This is a genomic window from Kribbella catacumbae DSM 19601 (genome assembly GCF_000372465.1).
GTDB lineage: Bacteria > Actinomycetota > Actinomycetes > Propionibacteriales > Kribbellaceae > Kribbella > Kribbella catacumbae.
Genome location: NZ_AQUZ01000011.1, coordinates 147,827 through 171,282, shown reverse-complemented (window position 1 = coordinate 171,282; position 23,456 = coordinate 147,827). Strand labels below are relative to the sequence as shown.

21 protein-coding genes are annotated in these 23,456 nt (G+C 67.8%); 5 read left to right on the top strand and 16 right to left on the bottom strand.

What is annotated here, in order from left to right:
* Position 1: 1 nt before the first annotated feature.
* Complete coding sequence (locus tag A3ES_RS0114370) at positions 2-1,291, top strand: glycosyltransferase (protein ID WP_020387527.1); 1,290 nt, start codon at positions 2-4, stop codon at positions 1,289-1,291.
* Here the strand turns inward: A3ES_RS0114370 and A3ES_RS0114365 are convergent.
* The 10 genes from A3ES_RS0114365 to A3ES_RS0114320 form a co-directional block, all read right to left on the bottom strand.
* Positions 1,247-2,239, bottom strand: coding sequence for a hypothetical protein (locus A3ES_RS0114365; RefSeq protein ID WP_157630504.1), 993 nt, complete (start codon positions 2,237-2,239; stop codon positions 1,247-1,249). The two genes, A3ES_RS0114370 and A3ES_RS0114365, sit on opposite strands and share 45 nt — an antisense overlap.
* 4 nt (positions 2,240-2,243) lie before the next feature.
* Positions 2,244-3,626 carry a tyrosine-protein kinase domain-containing protein gene (locus A3ES_RS0114360; RefSeq protein WP_020387525.1) on the bottom strand — a complete coding sequence of 461 codons (1,383 nt, stop codon included), beginning with the start codon at positions 3,624-3,626 and terminating at the stop codon, positions 2,244-2,246.
* The gene (locus tag A3ES_RS0114355) at positions 3,623-5,149 is read right to left on the bottom strand and encodes a hypothetical protein (RefSeq protein ID WP_020387524.1); all 1,527 of its coding nucleotides are present in this window, start codon (positions 5,147-5,149) and stop codon (positions 3,623-3,625) included. Before A3ES_RS0114355 ends, A3ES_RS0114360 begins: the two co-directional genes overlap by 4 nt.
* Positions 5,146-6,852 (bottom strand): murein biosynthesis integral membrane protein MurJ, encoded by a 1,707-nt coding sequence (gene murJ, locus A3ES_RS0114350; protein ID WP_020387523.1) that lies wholly within the window; start codon positions 6,850-6,852, stop codon positions 5,146-5,148. Before murJ ends, A3ES_RS0114355 begins: the two co-directional genes overlap by 4 nt.
* The gene (locus tag A3ES_RS0114345; RefSeq protein WP_026162862.1) at positions 6,849-7,475 is read right to left on the bottom strand and encodes a sugar transferase; all 627 of its coding nucleotides are present in this window, start codon (positions 7,473-7,475) and stop codon (positions 6,849-6,851) included. Before A3ES_RS0114345 ends, murJ begins: the two co-directional genes overlap by 4 nt.
* Positions 7,476-7,581: 106 nt before the next feature.
* Positions 7,582-8,748 (bottom strand): DegT/DnrJ/EryC1/StrS family aminotransferase, encoded by a 1,167-nt coding sequence (locus A3ES_RS0114340; RefSeq protein WP_020387521.1) that lies wholly within the window; start codon positions 8,746-8,748, stop codon positions 7,582-7,584.
* Positions 8,745-9,842, bottom strand: coding sequence for a Gfo/Idh/MocA family protein (locus A3ES_RS47185; protein ID WP_040454674.1), 1,098 nt, complete (start codon positions 9,840-9,842; stop codon positions 8,745-8,747). The genes A3ES_RS0114340 and A3ES_RS47185 overlap by 4 nt, the downstream gene beginning before the upstream one ends.
* A 479-nt stretch (positions 9,843-10,321) precedes the next feature.
* A complete protein-coding gene (locus A3ES_RS0114330) occupies positions 10,322-11,698 on the bottom strand; it encodes a replication-associated recombination protein A (RefSeq protein ID WP_026162861.1) in 1,377 nt (458 codons plus the stop codon).
* A 352-nt stretch (positions 11,699-12,050) separates the two neighbouring features.
* Positions 12,051-14,516, bottom strand: coding sequence for an accessory Sec system translocase SecA2 (gene secA2 / locus A3ES_RS0114325; protein ID WP_020387518.1), 2,466 nt, complete (start codon positions 14,514-14,516; stop codon positions 12,051-12,053).
* A gap of 60 nt (positions 14,517-14,576) precedes the next feature.
* On the bottom strand, positions 14,577-15,374 hold the full coding sequence (locus tag A3ES_RS0114320; protein ID WP_020387517.1) for a GNAT family N-acetyltransferase: 798 nt from the start codon (positions 15,372-15,374) through the stop codon (positions 14,577-14,579).
* Between the two features lie 96 nt (positions 15,375-15,470).
* Between A3ES_RS0114320 and A3ES_RS0114315 the strand changes: the two genes are divergently transcribed.
* The 3 genes from A3ES_RS0114315 (at position 15,471) to A3ES_RS0114310 (ending at position 17,572) form a co-directional block, all read left to right on the top strand.
* Positions 15,471-16,070: an AMIN-like domain-containing (lipo)protein gene (locus A3ES_RS0114315; RefSeq protein ID WP_020387516.1), complete on the top strand. Its 600-nt coding sequence runs from the start codon at positions 15,471-15,473 to the stop codon at positions 16,068-16,070.
* 112 nt (positions 16,071-16,182) lie between these two features.
* A complete protein-coding gene (locus A3ES_RS57045; protein ID WP_420323140.1) occupies positions 16,183-16,254 on the top strand; it encodes a putative leader peptide in 72 nt (23 codons plus the stop codon).
* Positions 16,255-16,333: 79 nt separating this feature from the next.
* Positions 16,334-17,572 carry a vanadium-dependent haloperoxidase gene (locus tag A3ES_RS0114310; RefSeq protein WP_020387515.1) on the top strand — a complete coding sequence of 413 codons (1,239 nt, stop codon included), beginning with the start codon at positions 16,334-16,336 and terminating at the stop codon, positions 17,570-17,572.
* Between the two features lie 4 nt (positions 17,573-17,576).
* Here A3ES_RS0114310 and A3ES_RS0114305 read toward each other — a convergent pair whose 3' ends face one another.
* The 4 genes from A3ES_RS0114305 to A3ES_RS0114290 form a co-directional block, all read right to left on the bottom strand.
* Positions 17,577-19,574 carry a GxGYxYP domain-containing protein gene (locus tag A3ES_RS0114305; protein WP_020387514.1) on the bottom strand — a complete coding sequence of 666 codons (1,998 nt, stop codon included), beginning with the start codon at positions 19,572-19,574 and terminating at the stop codon, positions 17,577-17,579.
* A gap of 118 nt (positions 19,575-19,692) precedes the next feature.
* The gene (locus A3ES_RS0114300) at positions 19,693-20,046 is read right to left on the bottom strand and encodes a GntR family transcriptional regulator (protein WP_026162858.1); all 354 of its coding nucleotides are present in this window, start codon (positions 20,044-20,046) and stop codon (positions 19,693-19,695) included.
* Positions 20,047-20,055: 9 nt separating this feature from the next.
* Complete coding sequence (locus A3ES_RS0114295) at positions 20,056-20,490, bottom strand: VOC family protein (RefSeq protein ID WP_020387512.1); 435 nt, start codon at positions 20,488-20,490, stop codon at positions 20,056-20,058.
* On the bottom strand, positions 20,487-20,960 hold the full coding sequence (locus tag A3ES_RS0114290) for a helix-turn-helix transcriptional regulator (protein ID WP_020387511.1): 474 nt from the start codon (positions 20,958-20,960) through the stop codon (positions 20,487-20,489). The genes A3ES_RS0114295 and A3ES_RS0114290 overlap by 4 nt, the downstream gene beginning before the upstream one ends.
* A 92-nt stretch (positions 20,961-21,052) precedes the next feature.
* Between A3ES_RS0114290 and A3ES_RS55035 the strand changes: the two genes are divergently transcribed.
* Positions 21,053-21,238 carry a hypothetical protein gene (locus tag A3ES_RS55035; RefSeq protein WP_020387510.1) on the top strand — a complete coding sequence of 62 codons (186 nt, stop codon included), beginning with the start codon at positions 21,053-21,055 and terminating at the stop codon, positions 21,236-21,238.
* Positions 21,239-21,291: 53 nt separating this feature from the next.
* On the opposite strand, the gene A3ES_RS0114280 is transcribed toward A3ES_RS55035, so the two are convergent.
* Both A3ES_RS0114280 and A3ES_RS0114275 read right to left on the bottom strand, forming a co-directional pair.
* Entirely contained in the window at positions 21,292-22,239 is a 948-nt protein-coding gene (locus tag A3ES_RS0114280) for a glycoside hydrolase family 19 protein (protein WP_020387509.1), read from the bottom strand.
* A gap of 198 nt (positions 22,240-22,437) precedes the next feature.
* Positions 22,438-23,391: a glycoside hydrolase family 19 protein gene (locus A3ES_RS0114275; protein WP_020387508.1), complete on the bottom strand. Its 954-nt coding sequence runs from the start codon at positions 23,389-23,391 to the stop codon at positions 22,438-22,440.
* Positions 23,392-23,456 lie beyond the last annotated feature (65 nt).

The window sequence follows — 23,456 nt, the reverse complement described above, 5'->3', positions numbered from 1 at the left end:
TATGCACGTTGCGGTCATTGTTGAGAACGTCGCGCTGGGAGTCGACACCCGGCTGCGCAAGCAGGTGGACGACCTCCTGGCTGCCGGTGTAGAGCTGTCGGTCATCACCATGCGCGACGACGACAACGACCGCTACCGCGACGTACCGGGACTGACGATCTACGAGTACCCCGCGCCCAAGCAGCCGTCAGGGCCGGTGGGGTATGTCGGCGAGTATCTGCAGTCCTTCGCCTGGGCCAGCTGGTACCTGTTGCGGTTGCGGCTGCGCGGACGGATCGACGTACTGCAGATCTGCCAGCCACCGGACATCTACTTCCCGCTGGCCTGGGTACTGCGCTGGGCCGGTACCCGGATCCTGGTCGACCAGCGGGACCTGATGCCCGAACTGCTCGGCAACCGGTACGACGAACCGCCCAAGCTCATGCTCAAGGCGCTGCACTGGCTCGAACGGCGTAGTCAGCGAGTCGCCCACCACAGCCTCACGGTGAACTCCTACCTGAAGAACCGGATGGTGGAAGCCGGAGCACCTCCCCGTTCATTCGCCCCCTTTTCACCCTCCCGGCTTGTTCGCCGTCGACCGGGGAGGTCCAAAGAGGGTGAAAAGGGGGCGAATGAACGGGGAGGTGCCGTCTCCCTTGTCTACAACGGCCCAGTGCTAGCCCGTACTTCGCTCGCGGTGCCCGAGCCGAGCCTGCACGGCGAGCACCGCTACCTGGTCGCGTGGTGCGGCAAGATGGGCCGCCAGGACCGGGTCGACCTGGTGGTGAAGGTGGCGGAGTACGTGGTCCGCGACCTCGGCCGGGAGGACTGTGGCTTCGTCATCCTCGGCGACGGCGAGTGCCTCGACGAGCTCCGCCAGCTGACGATCGAGCTGGGACTGGAGCGCTGGATCACCTTCCCTGGCTGGATTCCCGAGAAGGAGCTGTTCAGCTACCTGGCGACGGCGGACCTCGGCATCGACTGCAGCCTCCAGGTGGAGGTGTCGCCGGTGAAGGTGATGGAGTACATGGCTCAGGGGCTTCCGGTGGTCTGTTTCGACCTGCAGGAGAGCAGGCTGCTCGCCGACGGCGCCGGGGTGTTCACGCCCGCCGGCGACGTCCCCACGATCGCCTCCGAGGTGGTCGCCCTGCTGGACGACCCGACCACCCGCAAGCAGCTCGGCGACACCGGCCGGCGGTTGATCACCGAGCAGCTGGCCTGGGAGCGGCAGACGCCCATCTACCTGAAGGCGATCGGCTGCGACCCGTCAGCCGTTGCCGCCGCAACCGCGGAGCCAGGAGCAAACGGCTGACGGTGAGGCCCAGGTCCTGTTCAGCCAGGGCCGCTCCCGCATCGTCTTCTGCACCAGGGCGATGTAGTCGTCGGCAGGCTTCGTACGCCAGGCGCCCGCGAACCAGGCACCGATACAACCGTCCAGCCGCTTGGCGGGATCGACCGGGTTGTCCTTGCCGGTCAGCCACCAGGCCCAGCCCTCGAGGCAGCCACGGATGTAGGCGCCGTAGTAGTCGAGCGCGAAGGCCGTCGAGTCGCGGTTGAACGGGAAGGTCCCGTTCTGGTTGCCGGACATCCGGCCCCAGGCCGGATCGTGCCACGACATCACGCCGATGATCGAGAACGTCTTCGGGCACAGGTCCTGGCCGTAGTCGCGCTGGTAGTCGTAGCCGGCGAGCTTGATCTCGTTGCAGTACACGCGCGAGGCCGCAGTCGGCCCTGGGAACAGGTCACCGCAGCCGCGCTTCTCCACGCAGGCGCCGGACGGGTAGAGGTCCTTCTGGTACCAGGTGGACTCGGTCAGCGCGACGGCCCGGACCAGGTTGTCGGCGAGACCCCACTTGCAGGCTGCCCACTGGATGTTCTCGTCCGTAGTACCGGTGTGGTGTCCGGTGACCCGGGCCAGCAGCAGGCTGTCCCAGCGAGCGTCGTACGCTTCCGCGGGGGTTGCCCGCGGCCGGGCTGCCAGCGAGGTGCGCACTGCTTCTACGGCCGGCATCGTCTCGTTGGGCGTGCGGTTGCCCGGGCGCGGCTCCCACTTCGACCGGTGCACCCGGTCCTTGCACTCGGCCTCGCTCGGTAGCTGGGCCCAGGACCCTGTCGGCATGGTCTGCCAGTAGCCCTCGGCCGGCGGCGGATTGTCCCCCGGGCTGTGCAACCCCGGCAACGCGACGTAGACACCCGCCAGGGTCGTCAGTGCAACCAGGCCCCGCAGTACGCGCCTATGCAACCGGCTCTGCAGACGCATCCGGTCAGTGTCCGACATGCGAGGACTTGGCAACCGGGCCGTCACCGACCGGGTCGCCGTCGGCCCGCTCCTCCTCCTGACGGCTTCGTGGCTCGAAGGACGCCGGCACTGTCTTGCGCTTGAACCGCCGCGACCGCGGGCTGTTCGTCACGCAGCCGATGAGATTTCCACCGACCCCGTTGAGTGCCGAGACTGCCTCCGCGGCTGTCGCACGTGAGCCCCGCTGGCCGTCCACGACCAGCAGGGTGAAGTCGGTCCGCCCGGCCAGCACGGCCGATTCGGTCGCGCCGATCGCGGTCGGCGCGTCGACGATGACGAACGAGTGCTTGGAGAGTGCCTGCAGCAACAGTTCGAGGTCCTCGACGTTGAACCAGGCGCCCATCCGCGGCGTACCGCCCGGCAGCACCCGCAGGTTGACGAACTCGGTCGACTGCACCGACCGCTCCAGCTTGCTCGAGTCAGCCAGTACGTCGGTCAGCCCCGGCGTCAGCGGGAGCCCAAACAGTAGGTGCAGATCGGGGTGCCTCAGGTCGCCTCCGATCAGCACGACCTCCTTGCCGGTGGCAGCCATCGCGATCGCCAGGTGCGCGGCGACAGTGGTCTTGCCGGCCACCGGCGACGGGCTGGTGACCAGCAGCGAGGCGCCCTTGCCCCTCGTCGTCAGGGTGGTCAGATGCGCCGCCAGGTAGCCGAAGACCTCGCGTGAAGGTGTCGACGGTCCGACCTGTGGCGCCAGCGGGAAGTACTGCTTGATGGCTGGGACCTGGGCGAGCACGGGCAGTCCGGTCTGCCGGGTGACGTCGGCGGCTCCTCTGAGCCGGCCGCGGACGCGGTCCCAGACGAAGGCGAAACCGATGCCGAGCATCACGCCGAGCACCAGGCCGAGGCCGATGATCAGCGGGAGGTTCGCCTCCTTCGGGTCGGTCGGCACGGTCGCCGGGGAGATCACCTCGGCGAGTTTCGTCGTCCGGCCCTTGTTGCGGTAGTCGATGTAGGCCTCGGTGAACGCGGCCGCACCGGCCAGCGCCTGCGAGCGGTTCGCCGAGGTGTACTTGAACTGCAGCACGTGGGCGTCGACCGGCACGGAGACCGAGAGCGCCTCGGTCGCCTCGGTGACGCCGATGCCCATCGCCTTGGCCGCTGCGACCGAGACGAGACCGGAGTTCGCCACCTCGCGCTCGGTGCCCATGTCGGGCGCCACCGAGCCACCACCACGAGCGGCGTCCGGGTAGACGACCACCTGGGCGGCACCGACGTACACCTTCGGACGGGCCATCACAGTGGCTCCGGCGGCGGCCGCCGTCAGCAGCGTGACCAGGATTATCACCCACAGATAGCTGCGAACGATCCCCCGTGATGTCGCGCTGCCATGACTGAACCGGCTCATCTGGGCACTCCCGTAGTGTCTTCTGACCTCATCATCGCCCCCCGTTGACGCTCTCCGACAGTCTTCTGTAGTACTTGTCGCTCAGCTGTGTCCGGCGGATCCTTACCGACGGCAGCCAGCGCGAGCAGCGCGAAGAGCAGGTCCGCGGTGCCCCGATAGGTCAGATGCGGGTCGAAGTTCATCAGGACGACGATGACCACGACCGCGGTGAAAGCGGCGACGGCCGCTACGGCGCTCCAGTCCACCAGGTTCTGGCAGCGGGCCCACAACTCCTTCAGGGAGACCCTGACGAACCAGCAGAACGCTGCGAAAAGGGGGATCCCACCACCCCACAGCAACCAGGTGTAACCGCTCTCGATCCAGACGTAGCCAGTGCCCTGGGTCAGTACCTCCACCCGGGCTGACGGCCGGACGCCGAAAAGAATGTTCGACCCCTGGAACAGGTCCGGCCAGAAGTAGGTCTCCAGGTTGTACCAGCGCACGATCCAGCTGTTCGGCAGACCGCTGGCCGACTGGAAACCCTCCAGCCGGTGGGTGACCGCGGGCCAGGCGGCGATCACCGCGATGGACAGCCCGACCGGCGCGTAGCTCAGCAGGTCGAGCCGGCGCAGCGCCAGCGCGATGCAGACCACCGCGACTATCAGGCCGAGCACGCTGGAGAACTCACCCGCGGCGAAGGTGCCGATCACGCAGACCAGGCAGGCCGTCACCAGGATCGCGATCTGCCGGCGACCCTTCCACAGCATCGCCACCGCGATCGCCAGGTTGAAGATCAGCACGTCAGCAGTTGCTGCTGGCAACGAAAGCGTCGAGCTGCCGCGCGGGATCTCCAGCTGCTCCTCGAACCCGAACGGCGTCCAGTACGTCATCAGCAGCGGGCGGATACCGGGCACGTCGAGGGTCTGCAGGATGCCGAGCCCGCCGAGGATGAAGGCCGAGCCGATCGACGCCCACAGGCAGCACCAGACCTGCCGCTGGGTGTGCACGGTCGCGCGGACGATGCCGTAGACGCCGAGGAACTTCCAGAGCACCAGCGCATAGGAGATGTCGTCGGCCGAGATCTCCTTGGCCTGCAGGAACATCCAGGCCAGCGGCAGGATCGAGCTGCTGATCGCGATGGCGACCAGCGACGCCTCGATCCGGCCGATCCGCAACCGCAACGGAGTACCGGGGCGGTACTGGACGAAGAACCTCAGCGCCAGGATGCCGGCCAGGAAGACGGCCAGCGCCTCGTTCGGACGCAGTACGGGCACTAGGCGGCCGCGGTCGATGCCGGCCACCAGCGGAGTCAGCGCGATGATCAAGTACGCCGCCACGACGGGCTTGCGCCAGACCAGTACGGACAGTGCGATCACTGCGGCCACCGCGAGCGCCAGCGTCGCCGACACTGCCACCAAAGCGCCGGTCAGAACCGGGAGACAGACACCGGCCACCACTAGGGCGGCCAGGTCCAAGCGCAGCCGACGAGGCCGCTCAGTCGCCTGACCGGTTCCGAACACCGCACTTGGAGCAGCGACCGTCATCCGGTCTCCTGACTGGCAGTACGCCGACCCCGGAGTCCCGCGGTCAACCAGGCGAGCTCCGGCGAGCGCAGTACCAGCTGGGTGACGCCGAACGTGAGCACACCGACGGCGGCGCCGGCAACCAACGCTAGCGCCTGCCCCGGCCTGCCGCCGAGGTTCGAGCTGATCAGGTGCGCACTGAAGTACGCCGGTACCGCCATCACGACCGAGCCGACCGCGATCCGGCCGAGGGAGGCCCACAGCTCCCGCCGCGGCCAGCCCCGGCTCATCTGCAGGAACAGGTGCGCCCCGCCGATGACCGCGGCCACGGCGTACGCGGCACCGATTGCCGGGAGCAACAAGCTCGGCCGGGCGAAGGCCGCCAAGCCGCACAGGGTGAGGCAGATGCCCGCCTGCAGGGCCATCGACACCAGTGGCGTCCTGGTGTCACCGCGCGCGTACGCCGCCTGGGTGGTCACGTAGAACGTCGTCTCACCGACCAGACCGAGCGCTAGCGCGGCAAGCCCGGCAGCGATCATCCGCACGCCGTCGGGCGAAGCCATCTGCCCGGCCGCGATGGTGTGCGCGATCGGATCGGCCAGTACGACGAAGCCGACCGCCGCGGGGATCGCCATGAACAAGGCCAGCCCCAACCCCTGGATGAACGTGCCCGTGAATTCGTCCGTCGAGTCACTCTGGTGTAGTCGCGACAGCCTCGGCAGCAGCGCCAAGGCCACTGGGGTCGCAGCCAGCGCGATCGGCAGATAGTAGAAGTTCAACGCCATCTGTATGGCGACAGTACCGCCTGCGACCCGGTTCGAGACCAGCAACAACGCCAGGAGCTGTAGGGCGAGCAGACCCGCCTGGCTGACCGAGCGCAGCGCCTTCCGGATCGTTACGAGCACTTCGGGATCGCGCCAGCCGGCCCGTGGACGCAGGAGGATGCCTGACCGGCGGGCTCCCCACCACTGGATCGCTGCGTGCAAGGCGACCGCACCTGTCGACCCGAGGCCGAGCAGGAGTACCTCCCCGGTCGACTGCGAGCCCAGCTCTTTGCCGGTTCCGTAGGTCATGCCGACGAGAACCAGGACGAGGATGATGCCCAGGTTCTCGACCAGCGGGGCGGCGGCAGCTAGGGCGAAGCGGCGATGCGCGTACATGACGGCGGTCGCCGAGCCCACTACGGCGTACAGGAAGACCTGCGGGATGGTCAGCAGGATCAACAGCCTGGTGACGCCGATCTGGCCGCTGTCCTGGAGTTCCGAGCCGCTGAGGCCGACACCGCCGAGGGAGGTCACGCGCAGAAGCTCAGGAAGCAGTACTACGGCCACGGGCGCGAGCATGGCCAGCAGCACGAGAGCGATGCCGAGGAATCCCCCGCTGACTCTCGCAACGTCCTTCGGGCGGTGCTTGTCGATGTGCTGGACGAGTGCTGGGACTAGCAACGACACGAACAACGAACCGGCCAGGAACCCGTAGTAGATGAGGTTCGGCAGTGAGTTGGTCAGCTGGTAGGTGTTGCCGAGAAAGGTCGGGCCGAGGACGGCCCCGATCACGACCACCCGGACCACGCCGGTACCACGGCTCAGAGCCGTCCATGCACCGACAGTGACCGAGTCGCGTGCAGTACCGCTGCCGCTGGTCAGATCACGCAGCAGTTCGTCGTCGGAACCGGCCACCGGCTCCGACGACGCAAGCTGCTTGCTTTGATCGGCTGTGGTCAACGCGCTCCCCCGAGAACGGCCGGAATGGTCTTCAGGATGATCAGCAGGTCCATCCGGACACTTCGGTTGGCGACGTACTCGAGGTCGTAGCGCAGGCCCTCGGTCATCGTCAGCCTGTTGCGGCCACTCACCTGCCACAGACCGGTCAGGCCGGGCTTGACCTCGAACCGGTCCGCCGCCCAGTCCGGGAAGAGTTCGGCCTCGAACGGCAGGACCGGCCGCGGCCCGACCAGCGACATCTCGCCGCGCAGTACGTTCAGCAGCTGTGGCAACTCGTCGATGCTGGTCTTGCGGAGGAACCTGCCCGCGCTGGTGATCCGCGGATCCCGGTGCAGCTTGTAGAGGCCGTCGACCTTCTCGACCTGGCCAGCCGCCATCCTCGCGATGTACTCCTGGTGCACCGCCGGATCGGCGTCGGTCCGCATGGTGCGGAACTTGAACATGACGAACTCACGCTGATCGGCACCGAGCCGCACCTGGCGGAACAGGCCGGGACCTGGGCTGGTCAGCCGGATCCACAGATAGATGGCCAGCAGCACCGGCGCAGCCAGCACCATCCCGGTGAGGGCAAGCATCAGGTCGAGTGACCTTTTCGCCAGCCCCACCGGAATGATGCGGCTCACTCCGCGGACGGGAATAGGCCGGGTTACGGGGGTTGCCCGGCTACCGCGGAGGAGACTCATCCCGCTACCTCCATCGTGACACCCGCCCCAAGCTCCGGGTAGTTGCTCATCGGTCCAGCTCCGTCAGTACGGCGTTCAGGGCCTCGGCGGCCCGGCGCGCGTCGTCCTGCCTCAGATGCGGGAACATCGGCAGCGACAGTTGACGGTGGGCAGCTGTCTCGGTCACCGGCAGTGGCCCATCGGCGTACTGCGCGTAGGGCCCCATCAGGTGGCAGGGAACCGGGTAGTGGATCCCGGTGCCGATTCCCCGCTCTTTGAGCAGCTCACGGACTCGATCGCGCTGGTCGACCTGGACGACGGCCAGGTGATGGACTCCGACGCCGTCGGCCAGTTCCTCGACCAGCTTGGCCCGCTCCGGGTCGATCAGTTCCCGGTACGTCGCCATCAGCTCGCGCCGCTTCTTGTTCCACTCGTCGAGGTGCCGCAGCTTCGCGGACAGCACCACCGCCTGGACCCCGTCCAGCCGGCTGTTCATCCCCAGTACTCCGTGCGAGTGGTGGCCGTCGGCGCTCTGCATCCGGCCGTGGTCGCGGATCGACAGCATCAGCTTGTTGAGCGCGGCATCCGAGGTGACCACCGCGCCCGCGTCACCGAAGGCGCCGAGGTTCTTGCCCGGGTAGAAGCTGAAGCAGCCGACCGCGCCGAAGGATCCGGCCCGGCGACCCGCCCAGGTCGCGCCCTGGGCCTGCGCGGCGTCCTCGATCAGGATCAGGCCGAGGCTCTCGCACATCTGCGAGATCGCCGTCATGTCCGGTAGCTGACCGTAGAGATGAACCACGGCGACTGCCTTGGTGGCCGGGGTGACCGCGGCCTTGAGCGTCTCGGGTGTGAGCAGCAAGGTGCTGTCATCGACATCGGCGAACCGCGGTACCGCGCCGGCCAGGACAACGGCCTCGGCCGTGGCGACGAAGGTGTTCGCGGGCACGATCACCTCGTCGCCGGGACCGATGCCCAGGGCACGCATCGCCAGGTGCAGCGCATCGGTGCCGTTGGCAACACCGACGGCGAAGTCCGTACCGCAGTACTCCGCCCACTCCTGCTCGAAGCGAGTGACCGCCGTACCGCCGACGTACTGGCCGTTGCGCAGCAGCTCGTCCCAGCCGAGGCGCACCTCGGCCGCGACGTCCTCGGTCGCGCCTGAGATGTCCAGGAAGGGTACGGGTTCGGAAGGCCGCACCGGAACGTCCCGGCCGGCCGTGACACTGGTGCTCACCGCAGGTCACCTACCGGGTTCTGGTGGGTGATGCTCTCCAGCACGATCTTGGGCTGCTCGGATCCGCGGATCTCCTCGATCAGCACCTCGCGACCCTCGATGGCCGACAGCTGCGCGGCCTCGAGTACCTCGACCACGGCCAGCCCGTTCGCCCCACCCGTCAGTGGGGTCATCCCGCTGATCACGCAGTCGGTGAAGTGCTCGTCCTCGACCAGCAGCGGCTCGTTCATCACCAGGTGCGGAGACACCACATCGCCGTACCGGTAGGACATCGGCGGCTGGGTCAGGTCCTCGCCGAGCTGGGGCGCCTGCGAGACACCCTTGTCGTGGATCTTGATCCGCTCCTCCGACGCGAGGTCGTTGAAGATCACCATCTTCTGGCTGCCGACCATGGTGACCCGGCGGACCTTGCACGGGTCGAGCCAGCTGACGTGGACGTTGGCGGTCACGTCCGGGTCCTTGTAGTGCAGCCGCAGGTAGCCGACGTCCTCGAGCCTGGAGTTCGCGTGGTGCGACGACCAGCACTGAACGCTGACCGGCGTCGCGCCGAGCACGTAGTTCAGGATCGACACGTCGTGCGGTGCCAGGTCGAACAACACGTTGCAGTCGTGCTGATACAGACCGAGGTTGAGCCGGGCGGTGTCCAGGTAGTAGAGGTCGCCGAGTTCCTTCTTCTGGACCATCTCGCGCAGCTGCCAGACCGCCGAGTGGTACTCGAAGGTGTGGCCGACCATCAGGACGACGTCCTTCGCCTTCGCCGCCTCGATCATGTCCCGGGCGTCCGCGGCGGTGGTCGCCAGTGGCTTCTCCACCATCACGTGCCGGCCGGCCGCGATCGCCTTCAGTGCCAGCGGTTTGTGCGTGCTCGGCGGCGTCGCGATGATCACCGCGTCGACGTGCGGCAGCGCCTCGTCCAGATCCTTGTACGCCTCCAGCGCCGGGTAGTTGCGGGACAACTGCAACGCACGGTCCGGATTCGGGTCGATCACCGCAATCGTGGCGACCGACTCCAGCGAGTGCAGAACCCTGATGTGTTTCGATCCCCAATAACCGCAGCCAACCACGCCGACGCGCAGACCAGTAGCATTCGTCATTGCCGGAAAACCCCCATAGTGAGACCACCCCTGACCCTGACAATCAGCGGTGACCTCAGCCCCCGCTGACCCCCTGACCGACCCCCCGGTCAGCAAATGTCGATTGAACCGACAACGAAACAATAGGCCGACTTTTAGACCACGTACAGGTCTACGTCGGCTCACCTGATGTGAACTCGTTGGGTAACCGGACGACTCCAGAAAATCACAGTTAGGCGGGCAGCCGCAAGGGCCAACGGGCCTTCCCTTTGGGTGGGATTCGAACTGTTCACCACGACTTCGGCCAGTTCGCCTTTACCTACCGGGCGTTTCTCATCGGCAACCCTGGGCGGCTAGGAGTCACAGGCCGGTCACGAAATATTCGACACGCCGGCGTCTCGTTGCCGATCGAACCTGGGCAATTGTTGCGCAGGTGGTATTTCCCGGGACAATTCCAACGGAATTGCGAGCGGAATTAGCCGGTTTATTGGCGGGGTGCGTCAGCGCTTCCGGAGGATCTCGCGGATCTTGGTCAGCGCCTCGGCGTACGCCGTCTCGCCGCCGCGCCGGGTCGGCTGGTAGTAGTCGACCTTGTCGACGACGTCCGGCGCGTACTGCTGAGCCACCACGCCGCGCGGGTCGTTGTGCGAGTACTGGTACGACGAGCCGTGGCCGATCTTCTTCGCGCCCGCATAGTGCGCGTCGCGCAGATGCGGCGGGACCGGTCCGACCTTGCCGGCTCTGACATCGGCGATCGCGGCGTCGATCGCCATGATCACCGCGTTGGACTTCGGCGCGAGCGCGAGCGCGACGACGGCCTGGGCGAGGTTGATCCTGGCCTCGGGCATGCCGATCAGTTGCACCGCGTCGGCGGCCGCGACGGCGACGCCCAGCGCGGCCGGGTCCCCCATCCCGACGTCCTCGCTGGCCGAGATGACCAGCCGGCGGGCGATGAAGCGCGGATCCTCACCGGCCTCGATCATCCGGGCCAGATAATGCATCGCGGCGTCGACGTCCGACCCGCGAATCGACTTGATCAGCGCGGACGCGACATCGTAGTGCTGGTCGCCGGCCCGGTCGTACCGAACGGCCGCCCGGTCGACAGCGGTCTCCAGCGTCTTGAGGTCGATCACGGCGAGCTCGGCGGAAGGATCCTTGGCCCGCGCGCCACCCGCGGCGGCCTCGAGGTACGTGAGGGCCCGGCGGGCGTCGCCACCGGCCATCCGGAGCAGATGGTCCTTCGCATCGTCGTCGAGCCGGTACTGGTCGTTCAGCCCGCGCTCGTCGGTCAGTGCCCGCTCGAGCAGTACGGCGATGTCGTCGTCGGTCAGCGACTCGAGGGTGAGCAGCAGCGAGCGGGACAGGAGCGGCGAGATCACGGAGAAGAACGGGTTCTCGGTGGTCGCCGCGACGAGGGTCACCCAGCGGTTCTCCACGCCGGGCAGGAGCGCGTCCTGCTGAGCTTTGGTGAAGCGGTGCACCTCGTCGATGAAGAGGACGGTCTCGACGGTGTTCCCGGGGCGGGCGAGGTCGCGGCGGGCGCCGTCGATGACCTGCCGGACGTCTTTCACGCCCGCGGTGACAGCGGACAGCTCGACGAACCTGCGATTGGTCGCATGCGACACGACAGCCGCGATCGTCGTCTTCCCGGTGCCCGGCGGGCCCCAGAGCAGGAGCGACATCGGCTGGTCCCCCTCGACCAGCCGCCGCAACGGCGACCCAGGAGCCAGCAGATGCTGCTGCCCGACCAGCTCATCCAGACTCCGCGGCCGCATCCGCACCGCCAACGGCGCCGAAGCATGCCCGGCATCAGCCAAACTCCCACCCCCACGACTGGGAACAGGACCACCCGGCAGCTCAAACAACCCATCACTCACACGACGACCCTAACCGCCCCCACCGACACCCCACCTCCCCGCGCCCTCTCCCCGCTCAGCCCGGACCGGGCGCAGCCCGAGAACGGGCTACCTCGGCGCACGAAGCGCGGGCTCAACCTCGCCTCGCGGGGTTAACCCCCTGCTGGACCAGCGGGCGAACCCCACTACGAGGGGTCCACCCCTCCCCGCGGGGTTCGCCCCTCCCCACGGGGTTCGCCCCTCCCCGCGGGGTTCGCCCCTCCCCACGGGGTCCACCCCTCCCCACGGGGTTCGCCCCTCCCCAGGGGGTTCGCTCCCTGTTAGACCAGGGGGCCAACCCCGTTTAGAGGGGTTAAGCCCGCCAAGGCGGGGCTTAGTCCTTGGGGTTTGGGGTCGTGGGGTCGTCGGGGTCGGGCTCGCGGAGTTCCTCGGGGAGGTTGTCCTCGTCGAGGTCGCGGAGTTCTTCGGGGAGGTCGTCCTGGTCGAAGGTTTCGGTGGGGATTTCTTCGGACTGGGCGACTGACTCGGGCTTGATGGCGTTGCGGAGGCGGCCGAGGATTCGGTCGGCTTCGGTGCCGAAGGGGTTGTCGTTGACCAGGTACGTCCAGGTCGCCGTCGGGCGCGGTACGCCGGAGGCCTCCTCGTCCAGGCCGTCGGCCGTGATCTCGGCTTCCGTGAACGTCTCGGCCGCTGCCTTCCACGCGTCCGCGATCAGCGTGTCGAAGGACGCGATCGCCGACTTGTTGAACTCGTCGATCGGCTTCAGGTGCACGATCCCGCCGGCCAGCGAGCGCAGGTGGATGCCCTCGCGCAGGTCGGCCAGGTAGGCGAGGTGATCGGTCCACTTGCGGTCCAGGTGGTGCAGCGCGATCTTCCGTGCCGCCGTCTTGACCGTGTCCTCGTCGAGCTCCTCGACCAGTTCGTCGTACCGCTCCTTGGCCCGCTCGGCCAGTTCCCCGGCGGCCAGGTCCTCGGTCAGGACCTTCTCGCGGGTGTCGAGCAGGATGGCCCGCTGCTGCCCGGTCAGCCGGTGGTAGGACCAGGTCGTCCGGTGCAGCTCGGCGTTGGCGCCGTCGGCCACCCGCTGGGCGTGCTCCAGCATCGCGATCGCCTTGCGGTCGGTCAGCCGCCCCTCCGAGTCCGGCGACGGCCGCAGGCCCGACGTCACGGAGTACCGGGTGACCAGCTCGTCCGCGAGGCTTGCGAAGAACAGTGTGCCGCCCGGGTCGCCCTGGCGCCCGGCGCGGCCGCGCAGCTGGTCGTCCAGCCGCCGGGACGCGTGCAGACCGGTACCGATGACGTACAGCCCGCCCAGCTCGACCGCGCGGTCCTTGTCGTGTGACTCGTCCCGCCCACCGAGCCGGATGTCGGTACCACGGCCGGCCATCTGCGTGGACACGGTCACCGTTTCCGGCACACCCGCCTCGGCCACGATGGCGGCTTCCTCGGCGTCGTTCTTGGCGTTCAGTACGACGTGTGGCACCTCGGCCGCCTCGAGCAGGTCGCTCAGCTGCTCGGACTCCTCCACGCTGTGCGTGCCGATCAGGATCGGCCGCCCGGTCTCGTGGACTTCGCCGATGTGCTCGACCAGCGCCTTGTTCTTCTGCTCCACGGTCAGGTAGAGCCGGTCCTGCTCGTCGACGCGGATGTTCGGCGTGTTCGGCGGGACGACCGCCACCTCGACGTCGTAGAACTCCTGGAGCTGCTCGCCGACGACGACCGCAGTACCGGTCATGCCGCACAGTGTCGGGTAGCTGCTGACCAGCGCCTGCACGGTGATGCTGTCCAGCACCTCACCGGAGTCGCTGACCGGGACGGCCTCCTTGGCCTCGACCGCGGCCTGCAGACCGTCGGGCCAGCGCTGCAGCTTGGCGATCCGGCCGCGGTTGTTGTTGATCAGGCTGACCTTGCCGTCGCGGACCAGGTAGTCGACGTCCTTGCGCAGCAGTACTTCGGCGTGCAGCGCGACGTTGATCTGGGTCAGCCGGTCGAGGTTCTCGTCCTCGTACAGGTTGATGCCGCCGAGGTGCTCCTCGACCTTGTCCGTGCCCTTGTCGGTCAGGGCGACCGTCCGGCCGTCACCGTCGATCTCGTAGTCGAGCCCGGCGCGCAGCGTGCGGGTCAGCGCGACCACGTCGTCGTCGAGCTCCTCGGTCCGGGTCGCGCCGGCCAGGACCAGCGGCACCCGGGCCTCGTCGATGAGCACCGAGTCGGCCTCGTCGACGAGCGCCACGTCGGGCTTGACGGTGACTCGGTCGGCGGGGTCGTCGACCAGCCGGTCACGCAGTACGTCGAAGCCGAGCTCGCTGACCGGGGCGTAGCAGACGTCGGCCTGGTACGCCTCGCGGCGCTCCTCCGGCGTCGACGCCTGGCCGATGTGGCTGACGGTGACGCCGAGCAGCTTGTAGACCGGGCCCATCCACTCCGAGTCGCGCTGGGCCAGGTAGTCGTTGACGGCCATCACCTGGACGCGCCGGCCGCCGATCGCGTACCCGGCGGCGGCGAAGGCACCGGCCAGCGTCTTGCCCTCACCGGTCGCCATCTCGACGATCCGGCCCTGCAGCAGCGCGAGGGCACCGACGATCTGGCCGTCGAAGGCCCGCTCGCCGATCGCCCGCAGACCGGCCTCCCGGGCCAGTGCGAGGAACTCGATCTGGTCGCCCTCGTCGAGCCCACCGGTCGTCCGCATCTCGGTGACGACGTCGGTGAGTTCGGGGTCGGTGAGTTCCTTGAGCGACTCCTCGGCCTCGCCGACCGCAGTGGTCAGCTTCTCGTACGGGCCGAGGTCGATCGAGCCGGGGCGCTGCAGCAGCCGGCGAAAGCGCGAGGTCAGTTTCATGGCCATGATCTCCGCAACGTACAGCGTGCGGAGGTCGTTCCGCTCATCGGGTTGGGCGTGTCAGGGCTTCCACTCGTACCCGGTGGTGATGGCGGCCGCATGGAGGCCGACCTTCTGGAGGATGGGGCGGGAGTCCTCGGAGGCGTCGACGCGGAGGAACTCGTAGCCGCGGTCCTTCGCGATCTTCGCCCGATGGACCAGGATCGCGCTGTACAGCCCCTGTCGCCGCCACTCCGGCAGTGTGCCGCCGCCCCACAGGCTGGCGAACCCGGTCTCCGGGTGGAACCGGATCCACGCCGCCGTCAGCGCCGGCCCGTCCGGCCCCTTCGAAGCGTCCTCGATCAGCGTGACCACCAGCCTGTCCGGGAACATCCGGTGCTCGGCAGCGAGCCGCTCCTCGATCCGCTCCAGCCCGTTGTGCCACAGCGAGTCCATCAGGACCGCGATCCGATGGAAGTCGGCCGGATCCTCCACGTCCCGCATCCGCACCTTCGACGGCAGCGCACCCGGCCGGGCCAGGATCGCGTCCACCTCGCCGAGGATCAGCGTCTCCGGCTTCTGCGCGACGAACCCGGCCCGGATCAGCCGCTCGCCGAGGTCCGCCGGTTCGTCGTACGCATAGGTCTTCCACTCGAACTCCAGCCCGCGTTCGCGGAAGAACTCGACCTGCCCGGCGATCACCGCGTCCGGGTCGTCGCCGAGCCCGCGCGGCGTCTCGACGAACCCGCCGCCACCCTCGCCTTCGAAGTACGAGCGGTGCACGAGCCCGTCCAGCTCCTGCTTCCAGCCCGGGATGGTGTCGGCATCCGGCAACCGGATCCGGCGGTGAAACACGTCGAGAAGCTCATCAGGTGTCATCACCGGCCATCTTCTCCCGATCGGCGCCAACCGTCATCACCTTTTGTGCGTCTAACAAACAGAGCCCCCCAACAGTCACGGAAAGGGAAGAGCGTCATGAGTAGGTTCAGCGTCATCGTTCGTCATCCCGTCCGCGGCACGCTCGCTGCCGTGGCGGTCGCAACCCTTGCAACCGGCGCCGCGGTCGCCGTACCGGCACAGGCGCGGCCCCAGGCCGCCGAGCGGACCACCAGCTGCGCGACAGCGTGGGGCTCGTTGCCCGAGGCAAGCAATAGGTGGAGCGTGGCCGCGGTCAAGAACGTCCGCACCGGCCGGCACGGCTGCTACGACCGCCTCGTCGTCGACCTGGCAGGCAAGCGAACGACCGGCTACAAGATCAGCTACGTCAAGGTCGCCACCATGGACGGCTCCGGCGCGCCGATCCGTACCCGTGGCGGCGCAGTCATCCAGATCATCGTCCACGCACCGGCGTACGACGCGGCCGGGCGGCCGACGTACCGGATGAAGAACCAGCGGGAGCTGTCCAGCGTCGCCGGCTACGACACCTTCCGTCAGGTGGCCTGGGGCGGCAGCTTCGAAGGCCAGACGACTCTGGCGCTCGGCGTCCGGGCTCGGCTGCCGTTCCGGGCCTTCACCCTGACCGGCCCGGGCACCAACACCACCCGACTCGTCGTCGACGTGGCGCACCACTGGTAGTAGAGCCTCAGCTGGACCTGTCGCCGGTCGGCGCCAGGTCCAGCTGAATGTCTACTGTCCAAGTAGTAATACAAGCTCTCGCGGTGGGGTTCGGCGTGCCATCATCTTTCGCATGAGCGCAGAGACCAGACTGGTGGCTCGACGCCACGTCGACCTCATGCGCATCGCCAGCGCCTGCTGTTGATCTTCCGGCTGTCACGCCCTTCCCCTTCCGCGTAAGGCTTTCTGCCTGCGCTTCATCCTTGCGTTCTCCGAGGAGTCTCATGCGTCAACGATCAATCCGTCGTGCCCTCGCCTTTGCGGTCACCCCCGCGCTCGCCTTCTCCGCCGTCCTCGCCGTGCCGAGTGCGTCAGCAACCCGGCAACCCGTCGACGTCGCGCTGGAGTGGTACGACGTCACCGCGAACACCATCACCGCTGCCGGTGCGCCGACCCAGGTGACCAACAACCGCACCTGGGCGATCGGCTGGATTGCCGCCACTCGCGCCCTGCTTCGCACACCGGCCATCCCGCGACCGCAGGACTATCGCGAGGCCGCGGTCGCCGGTGCGGTCCACGAAACCCTGACCACACTCGTACCGGCCCGGAAGACGGAGGTCGACCAGGCACTGACCACGACCCTCGCCAGGATCACTGACGGACCGGCCGAAGCCGCAGGCGTCGCTGCGGGACGACAGCAGGCCAAGGCAGTACTGGCAGCCCGTGCCGACGACGGGTTGGAGCCGACCTCGGTCAATGCACCATTCACCCCGCCCGCGGCAAGTCCCGGGGTCTGGCAGCCGACTCCACCAGCCTTCAGCCCGGCGACGCAGTACGGGAATCGCCTGGCCAAGCCGTTCCTGCTGCGCAGTGCCGACGAGTTCCGCCTCGGACCGCCGCCTGCTCTCGGCTCGGACCGCTACCAACGCGATCTGGCCGAGGTGCGCGCAGACGGCGCGGTCGACAGCACGACCAGGACGCACGCTCAGACCGATACGGCGACCTTCTGGCTCGGTTCGTCGTACGTGCTCTACACGGCTCCGCTGCGGTTGGCGCTGGCGGAGTCCGCACGGAAGCCGCTCGCCGACCGAGTGAAGCTGGTCGCTTTGTTCCATGTTGCTTCAGTGGACACGCAGATCGCGACGTCGGACGCGAAGTACGCCTACCTGCTCTGGCGCCCGGTCACCGCCATCCGCACGACTAGCGACGCGAAGTGGACGCCTCTGCACACCACACCTGCGCACCCGGACTACCCGAGCGGCCACACCACGTACGCCGGTTCGGCCGAGCAGGTGCTGACCTCACTCGTCGGAGCGCACACAAGCAGGCCGTACACGATCCCCAGCCCGACCGCGCCAGGCGTCACCCGCACCTACACGAACTGGCACCAACTCACCGCGGAGAACGTCGACGCCCGGGTCTGGTCCGGCATCCACACGCGCACTGCCGACACAGCCGGGGTCACCCTCGGCCGTCAGGTAGCCGCCAACGCTCTCCGCGACGCGGATCGCTTGTTCCGCTGATCCTCTAGAGCACGCGGTTCAGTAGGTCGAAGAAGGCGTTGCCCAGCAGGAGTTCGTAAGGCGCCGTGAGGAGCTTTGCGAGCTGGGCAACGTCTGTCGGCGTCCATGACCAGGCGTTGATGCCGCCGGCGATGAACAGTGGGGCTTTGCCGTCCCAGGTGGCGATGTGGGCGTCGAGGGCGGCCTTGTACTCCGCGGCCTTGCCGGGTGGTGAGAAGTTGCCGATGACGGGGATGCCGCCCCGGCGTACCAGGAGGTCGCCTGCCTCCCAGGACTGGATGATGCCGCGGACGGGAGTGTGGTCGGCGTACCCGCGGCCGATCTCCTCCGGGAACGGGACCCACTTGTCGTTCTCGCGATGGTTGTACGCGTAGACGAGATCCATCCCCGTACTGCGCATGTAGCGGCCGGACAGCTTTAGGTAGGCGTCGACCTGGTCGGCCGGCCAGGCTCCGGGGTAGGTGTAACCCGCTCCGGACGGTCCGCAGATCAGTAGGTCGTTCTTGGTCGCTGTGCGTTGGTAGTGGCTCAGCAGGGCCGGACCGACATCGGCGAGCAGCGGGCTGACGGTCCAGTTGACCGGCGCCTCGCCGCGTCGCGGGTCGTCCCACAGGTCGCGCATGTGCCGCTGGCAGTACTGCACGTTGTCGCCCTCGCCGAAGGTCAGGGTGAGATAGACCTTGTTCTTCGGCTGGACCTTCGTGAACCTCGGCACCCGGTCGGAGATCGGCGCCGTCACTCCGGAGTGCACGGTGCCGTTCATGTAGAAGTCGGCCGGCAGTACTTCGGAACCGCCCTGCGCGGCAAGGTCGACGCCGCTCCACTCCCCCGCGACGTCGTTCGAGAACCAGCCCGCGTACGGCGTCGTCGGTCCCACCTGGTCGAAGTGTTCCCTGAGCAGCTCACCAGTCGGCCCGTTGGGCGGCAGCCAGCTCACCAGCGCCTTGGTCGCGACCACGTAGTCGCGAAAGTACGGGAACGGCTCCACCCGGGTCGGCGCGGTGTCGGTGACCGTGACGAGGTACTGGTTCCACATCTCCACCGTCACGACGAGCGAGGTGGTCCCGGCCGGCGGCGTGATCTTGTAGATGAAGTAGCCGCCCCCGTCGCTGAAGCGGTTCCCTTCACCTCCGATCGAGGAGTTCAGCCCGTCGAACAGGTACGGCTCCTCGGCCGGTGTCCCGGGGAGGAAGTTCGCGATCTCGACTCCGTTGGCCTTGACCGACACCGAGGCCACCGACGGACCCCAGCCGTCGTCACCGAAGGAGTCCTGGAAGCGGACGTACACCGCCTCCTTGCCGAGTCCCGGCGAGACATCGAGCGGGTAGCTGGCGCGGTTCGACGAGTCGCGGATCTGCCGGGTCTCGCGCGCGATCTCCTTCCAGGTAAGCCCTTCCGCCTGCACCACCATCGTCGGCGGCAGGCCGGCCAGCAGTTGCCGGGTGCAACGCGGGAAGAGATTCTCCAGCTGCCAGCGGTAGGTCTTCACCCGGTCGTCGTCGAACTTGCCGCGCAGGTCCTGGACGATGCGCAGCCCGTGCGCTTTGGCCTGTGCGGCGTCCGCCACCACCGCGTTCTCCAGCCCGGCCAACGTGGTGGCGACGTTGAGCGAGTCGGGCACCGCTGGGTCGTGGATGATCGCGCCGCGGATCCGATGCCGGTACTTCGCCAGCAGCGCCAGCGGATCGGCGTACCGGGTGGTTGGCAGGTGGGTGTCGGCGAGCCAGCGGGCGTCGACGCCTTGCGGGCCGCCATCGGCGTACAGGAAGTAGAGCTCGGGGCGACTGCGATTGACGATGCCCTGCAACGTGGTGAGCAGGGTCTGGTCGCCGCCGCTGAGTTTGCTGACATCGCCGTAGTGCAGGTGGTTCGGTCTTCCGAAGGCAGGCAGCAGCCTGCCTGTCGCCTTGTCTGTCGCGGCCGCGGGCAGTCCGGGTAGCAACCCGAAACCACCCGCCGTCAGTACGCCGCTGCCTGCCAGGAACGTCCGTCTCGACACCATCGTGACCACTCTCCAGTCGCTGACATCGCTGTCAAGTCACGGGGAGATTAACCAGCATCGCGCTGCGTGTCGATACCTCGGACAACGTTGTCCGGAAATTGCTTGGAATCGTTTCCGTTCACCAGGCTTCGGAGAGCACCCGGCTGGCCTCGGCCAAGCTCAGCCCGGCCCGGCGCGCTGCCCGGGCAAGCATCGTCGCGGCCGCCCGGGTCTCCTCGTCGTCCACCTGGCTACGGGAAGCGAGCACGAAGGTGCCGTTCCGCCCGCGGGTCTCGACCAGCCGGTCGGCTTCGAGTTCCTTGTACGCCCGGGCAACAGTGTTGACCGCCAGGCCGAGATCGCCGGCCAGCTGGCGCACGGTCGGCAACCGCGTCCCCTGCGCCAGCTCGCCACGGCGGATCAACTGCTCCACCTGCTGTTTCACCTGCTCGTACGGCGGCCGGGATGCGGCCGGATCCACCGAGATGATCATCCAGCGAGGCTAGGGCATGTCGAAGTCGGATTGGGTGTAGCCCTTCTGCTCGACCAGGACGAGCCAGTTGCCGGAGTTGTCCCTCAGCACCGCCTCAACGCCGTACGGGCGGTCGGCCGGCTCCTGGATGTACTCGACGCCCTTGGCAACCAGCTCGGCGAAGGTCTTGTGGCAGTCGTCGGTGTTGATGCCGAAGCCGTGCATCGCCCCCTTCGCCATGATCCGCCGGATCGCTTCGGCCGACTCCGGGTCCAGCGGCGGGCCGGGCAGCATCAGCGCCAGCTGGAGTTCGGGGTGGTCGGCCTGGTGCACGGTGCACCAGCGGAACTCCGGGCTCAGGGTGAGGTCCTCACCGAGGACGAAGCCCAGCTTGTCGGTGTAGAAGGCTTTTGCCTCGTCGATGTCGTTCACGTAGACGGTCACCAGGCTGACGTTCTTGATCACGATTCCTCCTCGTCGAAACTGTCGGTACGACGGTAAGGCGGGCCCGGCTGTGGCGGCTTCGCCGGAATTGCGGAGTTCAGGCCGAGCATGAAGACGAAGCAGCCGGGGATGCGCGCGCCGGTCTGGGTTCGCTGGTACTCCGACGGGCTCATCCCGACCAGCTCGGTGAACCGCCGGGAGAACGACCCCAGACTGCTGTAACCAACCAGTTGGCAGACCTCGGTGACCGTCAGGTTGGTCGCGCGCAGCAGATCGGTGGCCCGCTCGATCCGGCGCCGGGCGACGTACTGCATCGGCGTCTCGCCGTACTCCGCGGCGAAACAGCGCAGGAAGTGGTACTTCGAAACGCCGGCCGCCGCGGCCAACGCGGTCAGGTCGAGCTGCTCCGCAAAGGTGCGGTCAGCAAGGTCTCGCGCTCGCCGCAGATGCGGCAGCAGGTCGATCGCGACGCGGCCTCCGACTTCACCCACGGCTACACCCTACGAGCTTTCTGGCTTTCGGCAGGAGCCAAATCTCTGGCCAGCTCGGAGACTGTTCGGCGACAGCAGCAGGCGCACGACTGGTGGAGGTACGGATTCGGTGGACCGGCGGCGCGTCGCCCTGGTACGGCGTACCGGTGGCTGATCGGACTGGGTATGTGACGGCATCGCAGCCGGGGGCGGTCCACAAGCCTCGGGCTCTGGAGGTGGACTACCGGGCCTTCGATCGCGACGGCCGGGAGGTCTTCAGCGATATCGAGTACGGCTAGACTCAAGAGCCGTCCGGACACCTGAGTGGTGTCCGGCCGGCTTTGTCGTTGGGTCAGCCGAGGCCGCCGCCCACCTTGGTGAGGGCGTCGAACTGGGTCCGGGTGAGCTTGCTGGTGTCACCGCTGAGCATCTTCGAGCGGGTGCAGATGATGCCGCCCGGGACGGAGCCGGTCAGGTACCGGATCGCGTTCTTGAACGAGTCGCAACGGCGACCGTCCTCGGCACCGGCCGGGTAGCCGATCGCGGCGTTCACCTTGCCCATGTTGAGCTGGTCAGCGAACGGGTTGATGTTGCGGGCAACCGTCCAGTACCAGCGGGCGATCGGTGCGCTCCACTGCAGAGACCGGGCCAGTTCGGGGTTGCCGAGCAGGTCGATACCGAAGTACCGGCCGGCTGGTCCGTAGTTGAAGTCGCCGGTCAATTGGATGTAGCCGCGGCCGCCGTACGGTCGCGTGTCGCCGATCTCGCGGATGTTGTACTCCAGCCGCGACTCGTGCACCAGCGTGGCCAGGAAGGCGGCTTTGCGGTACGGCGTATTGATGTTGGCGTCTCGCATTGCCTGGTTGAGCGACGGGAGCCCGGTCTGGACGAGTGACGGGTTGGCGATCCGGCTGCCGAACATCGCCTGGACGTCGGCCAGAGTGATGTCGGGGCCTGGCGGGTTGACGCCGCATTCGGCGACACCGGGGAGCTTGTCTTCGGGGATCGCGACGTACGCGACGGTGACGTAGCCGCCGAGGGCCGGGACGTGCGCCCACCATCTGCTGGAGCCGCCGTCGACGGTGACGAGGTCGCCGTACTTCTGGCAGTCCACGTCGATGGAGGCCGGACCGGGCAGGGTCCGGACGACGGGTGAGGACAGGAAGGCGTCGGCGCGGACGTTCACGCCGGTGCCGTAGGTCTGGAACACGGCGGCGTGCGCCGGGGTGGCGGCCACCAGGCCGCCGCCGATCAGCGCGGCCAGAGCTAGGAAGGCGGTGAGGAATCTTCGCTTGAGCATGACAACTCCCGGGGCGGGGCAGCGGAGCATTGGGCACGGTGCCGTGTATAAGGCGTGAAAAGTTCACGATCGCTTGTCACGACGATGTCACTTTCCACCCAAAGGCTGCGGGACTCAAGCCTTTCCATCCAGCTCGCAGTGCCGTGGTAGTTAGCTGCCACGGCACTGCTGCTAGCGCTGCCCGGTTATCGGCTCAGGTCAGCCGACCGTGCCGGGAGCCCGGTCGAGTGCCTCGAACTGGGCCTTGGTGAGCCTGCTGGTGTCACCGCTGAGCGCCGCCGGCCGGGTGCAGATGATGCCGGACGGGACCGAGCCGGTGAGGTAGCGCAGGGCGTTCTTGAACGAGTCGCAGCGACGCTGGTCCTCGGCGCCGGCCGGGTAGCCGATCGCGGCGTTGACCTTGCCCATGTTGAGGGCGTCGGCCATCGGGTTGATGTTGCGGGCAACCGTCCAGTACCAGCGGGCGATCGGGGCGCTCCACTGGAGTGAGCGAGCTAGCTCTGGGTTGCCGAGCAGGTCGATACCGAAGTACCGGCCGGCTGGTCCGTAGTTGAAATCGCCGGTGAGCTGGATGTAGCCGCGGCCGCCGTACAGTCGCGTGTCGCCGATCTCGCGGATGTTGTACTCCAGGCGCGATTCGTGCACGAGGGTGGCGAGGAAGGCGGCCTTGCGGCGGGCGGTGGTGATGTTCGCGTCGCGCATCGCCTGGTTGAGCGACGGCAGGCCGGTGTTGACGAGCGACGGGTTGGCGATCCGGCTGCCGAACATCGCCTGGACGTCGGCGAGGGTGACATCAGCGGCCGGCGGGTCCGGATTCGGCGGACAGTCCGGTACGCCGGGGAGCTTGGTGGCGGTCGTGTCGATGTAGCCGACCGTCGCGTAGCCGCCGTGAGCGGGCAGATGAGCCCACCAGGTGGTCGCGGCCCGGCCAGGCACGGTGACCGAGTCGCCGGAACGCTGACAGTCGACCTCGACCGACGTCGGCCCGGCGAGCACCTTGATCACGGAGGCGGACAGGTAGGCGTCCGAGCGGATGTTGAGGTTGGTGGCGGTGGTCCGGAAAGTGGCGGCATGAGCCGGAGTGGCGGCAACCAAGCTCACCGCGGCGACACCGGCCAAAGCCAGCGCAGCACTGAGAACACGCTTGAACATGAGAACTCCCGGGGCGGAGGAGGAGCAGAAGGTGCGTGACCAATTACCTACAAGCGGTCACTACC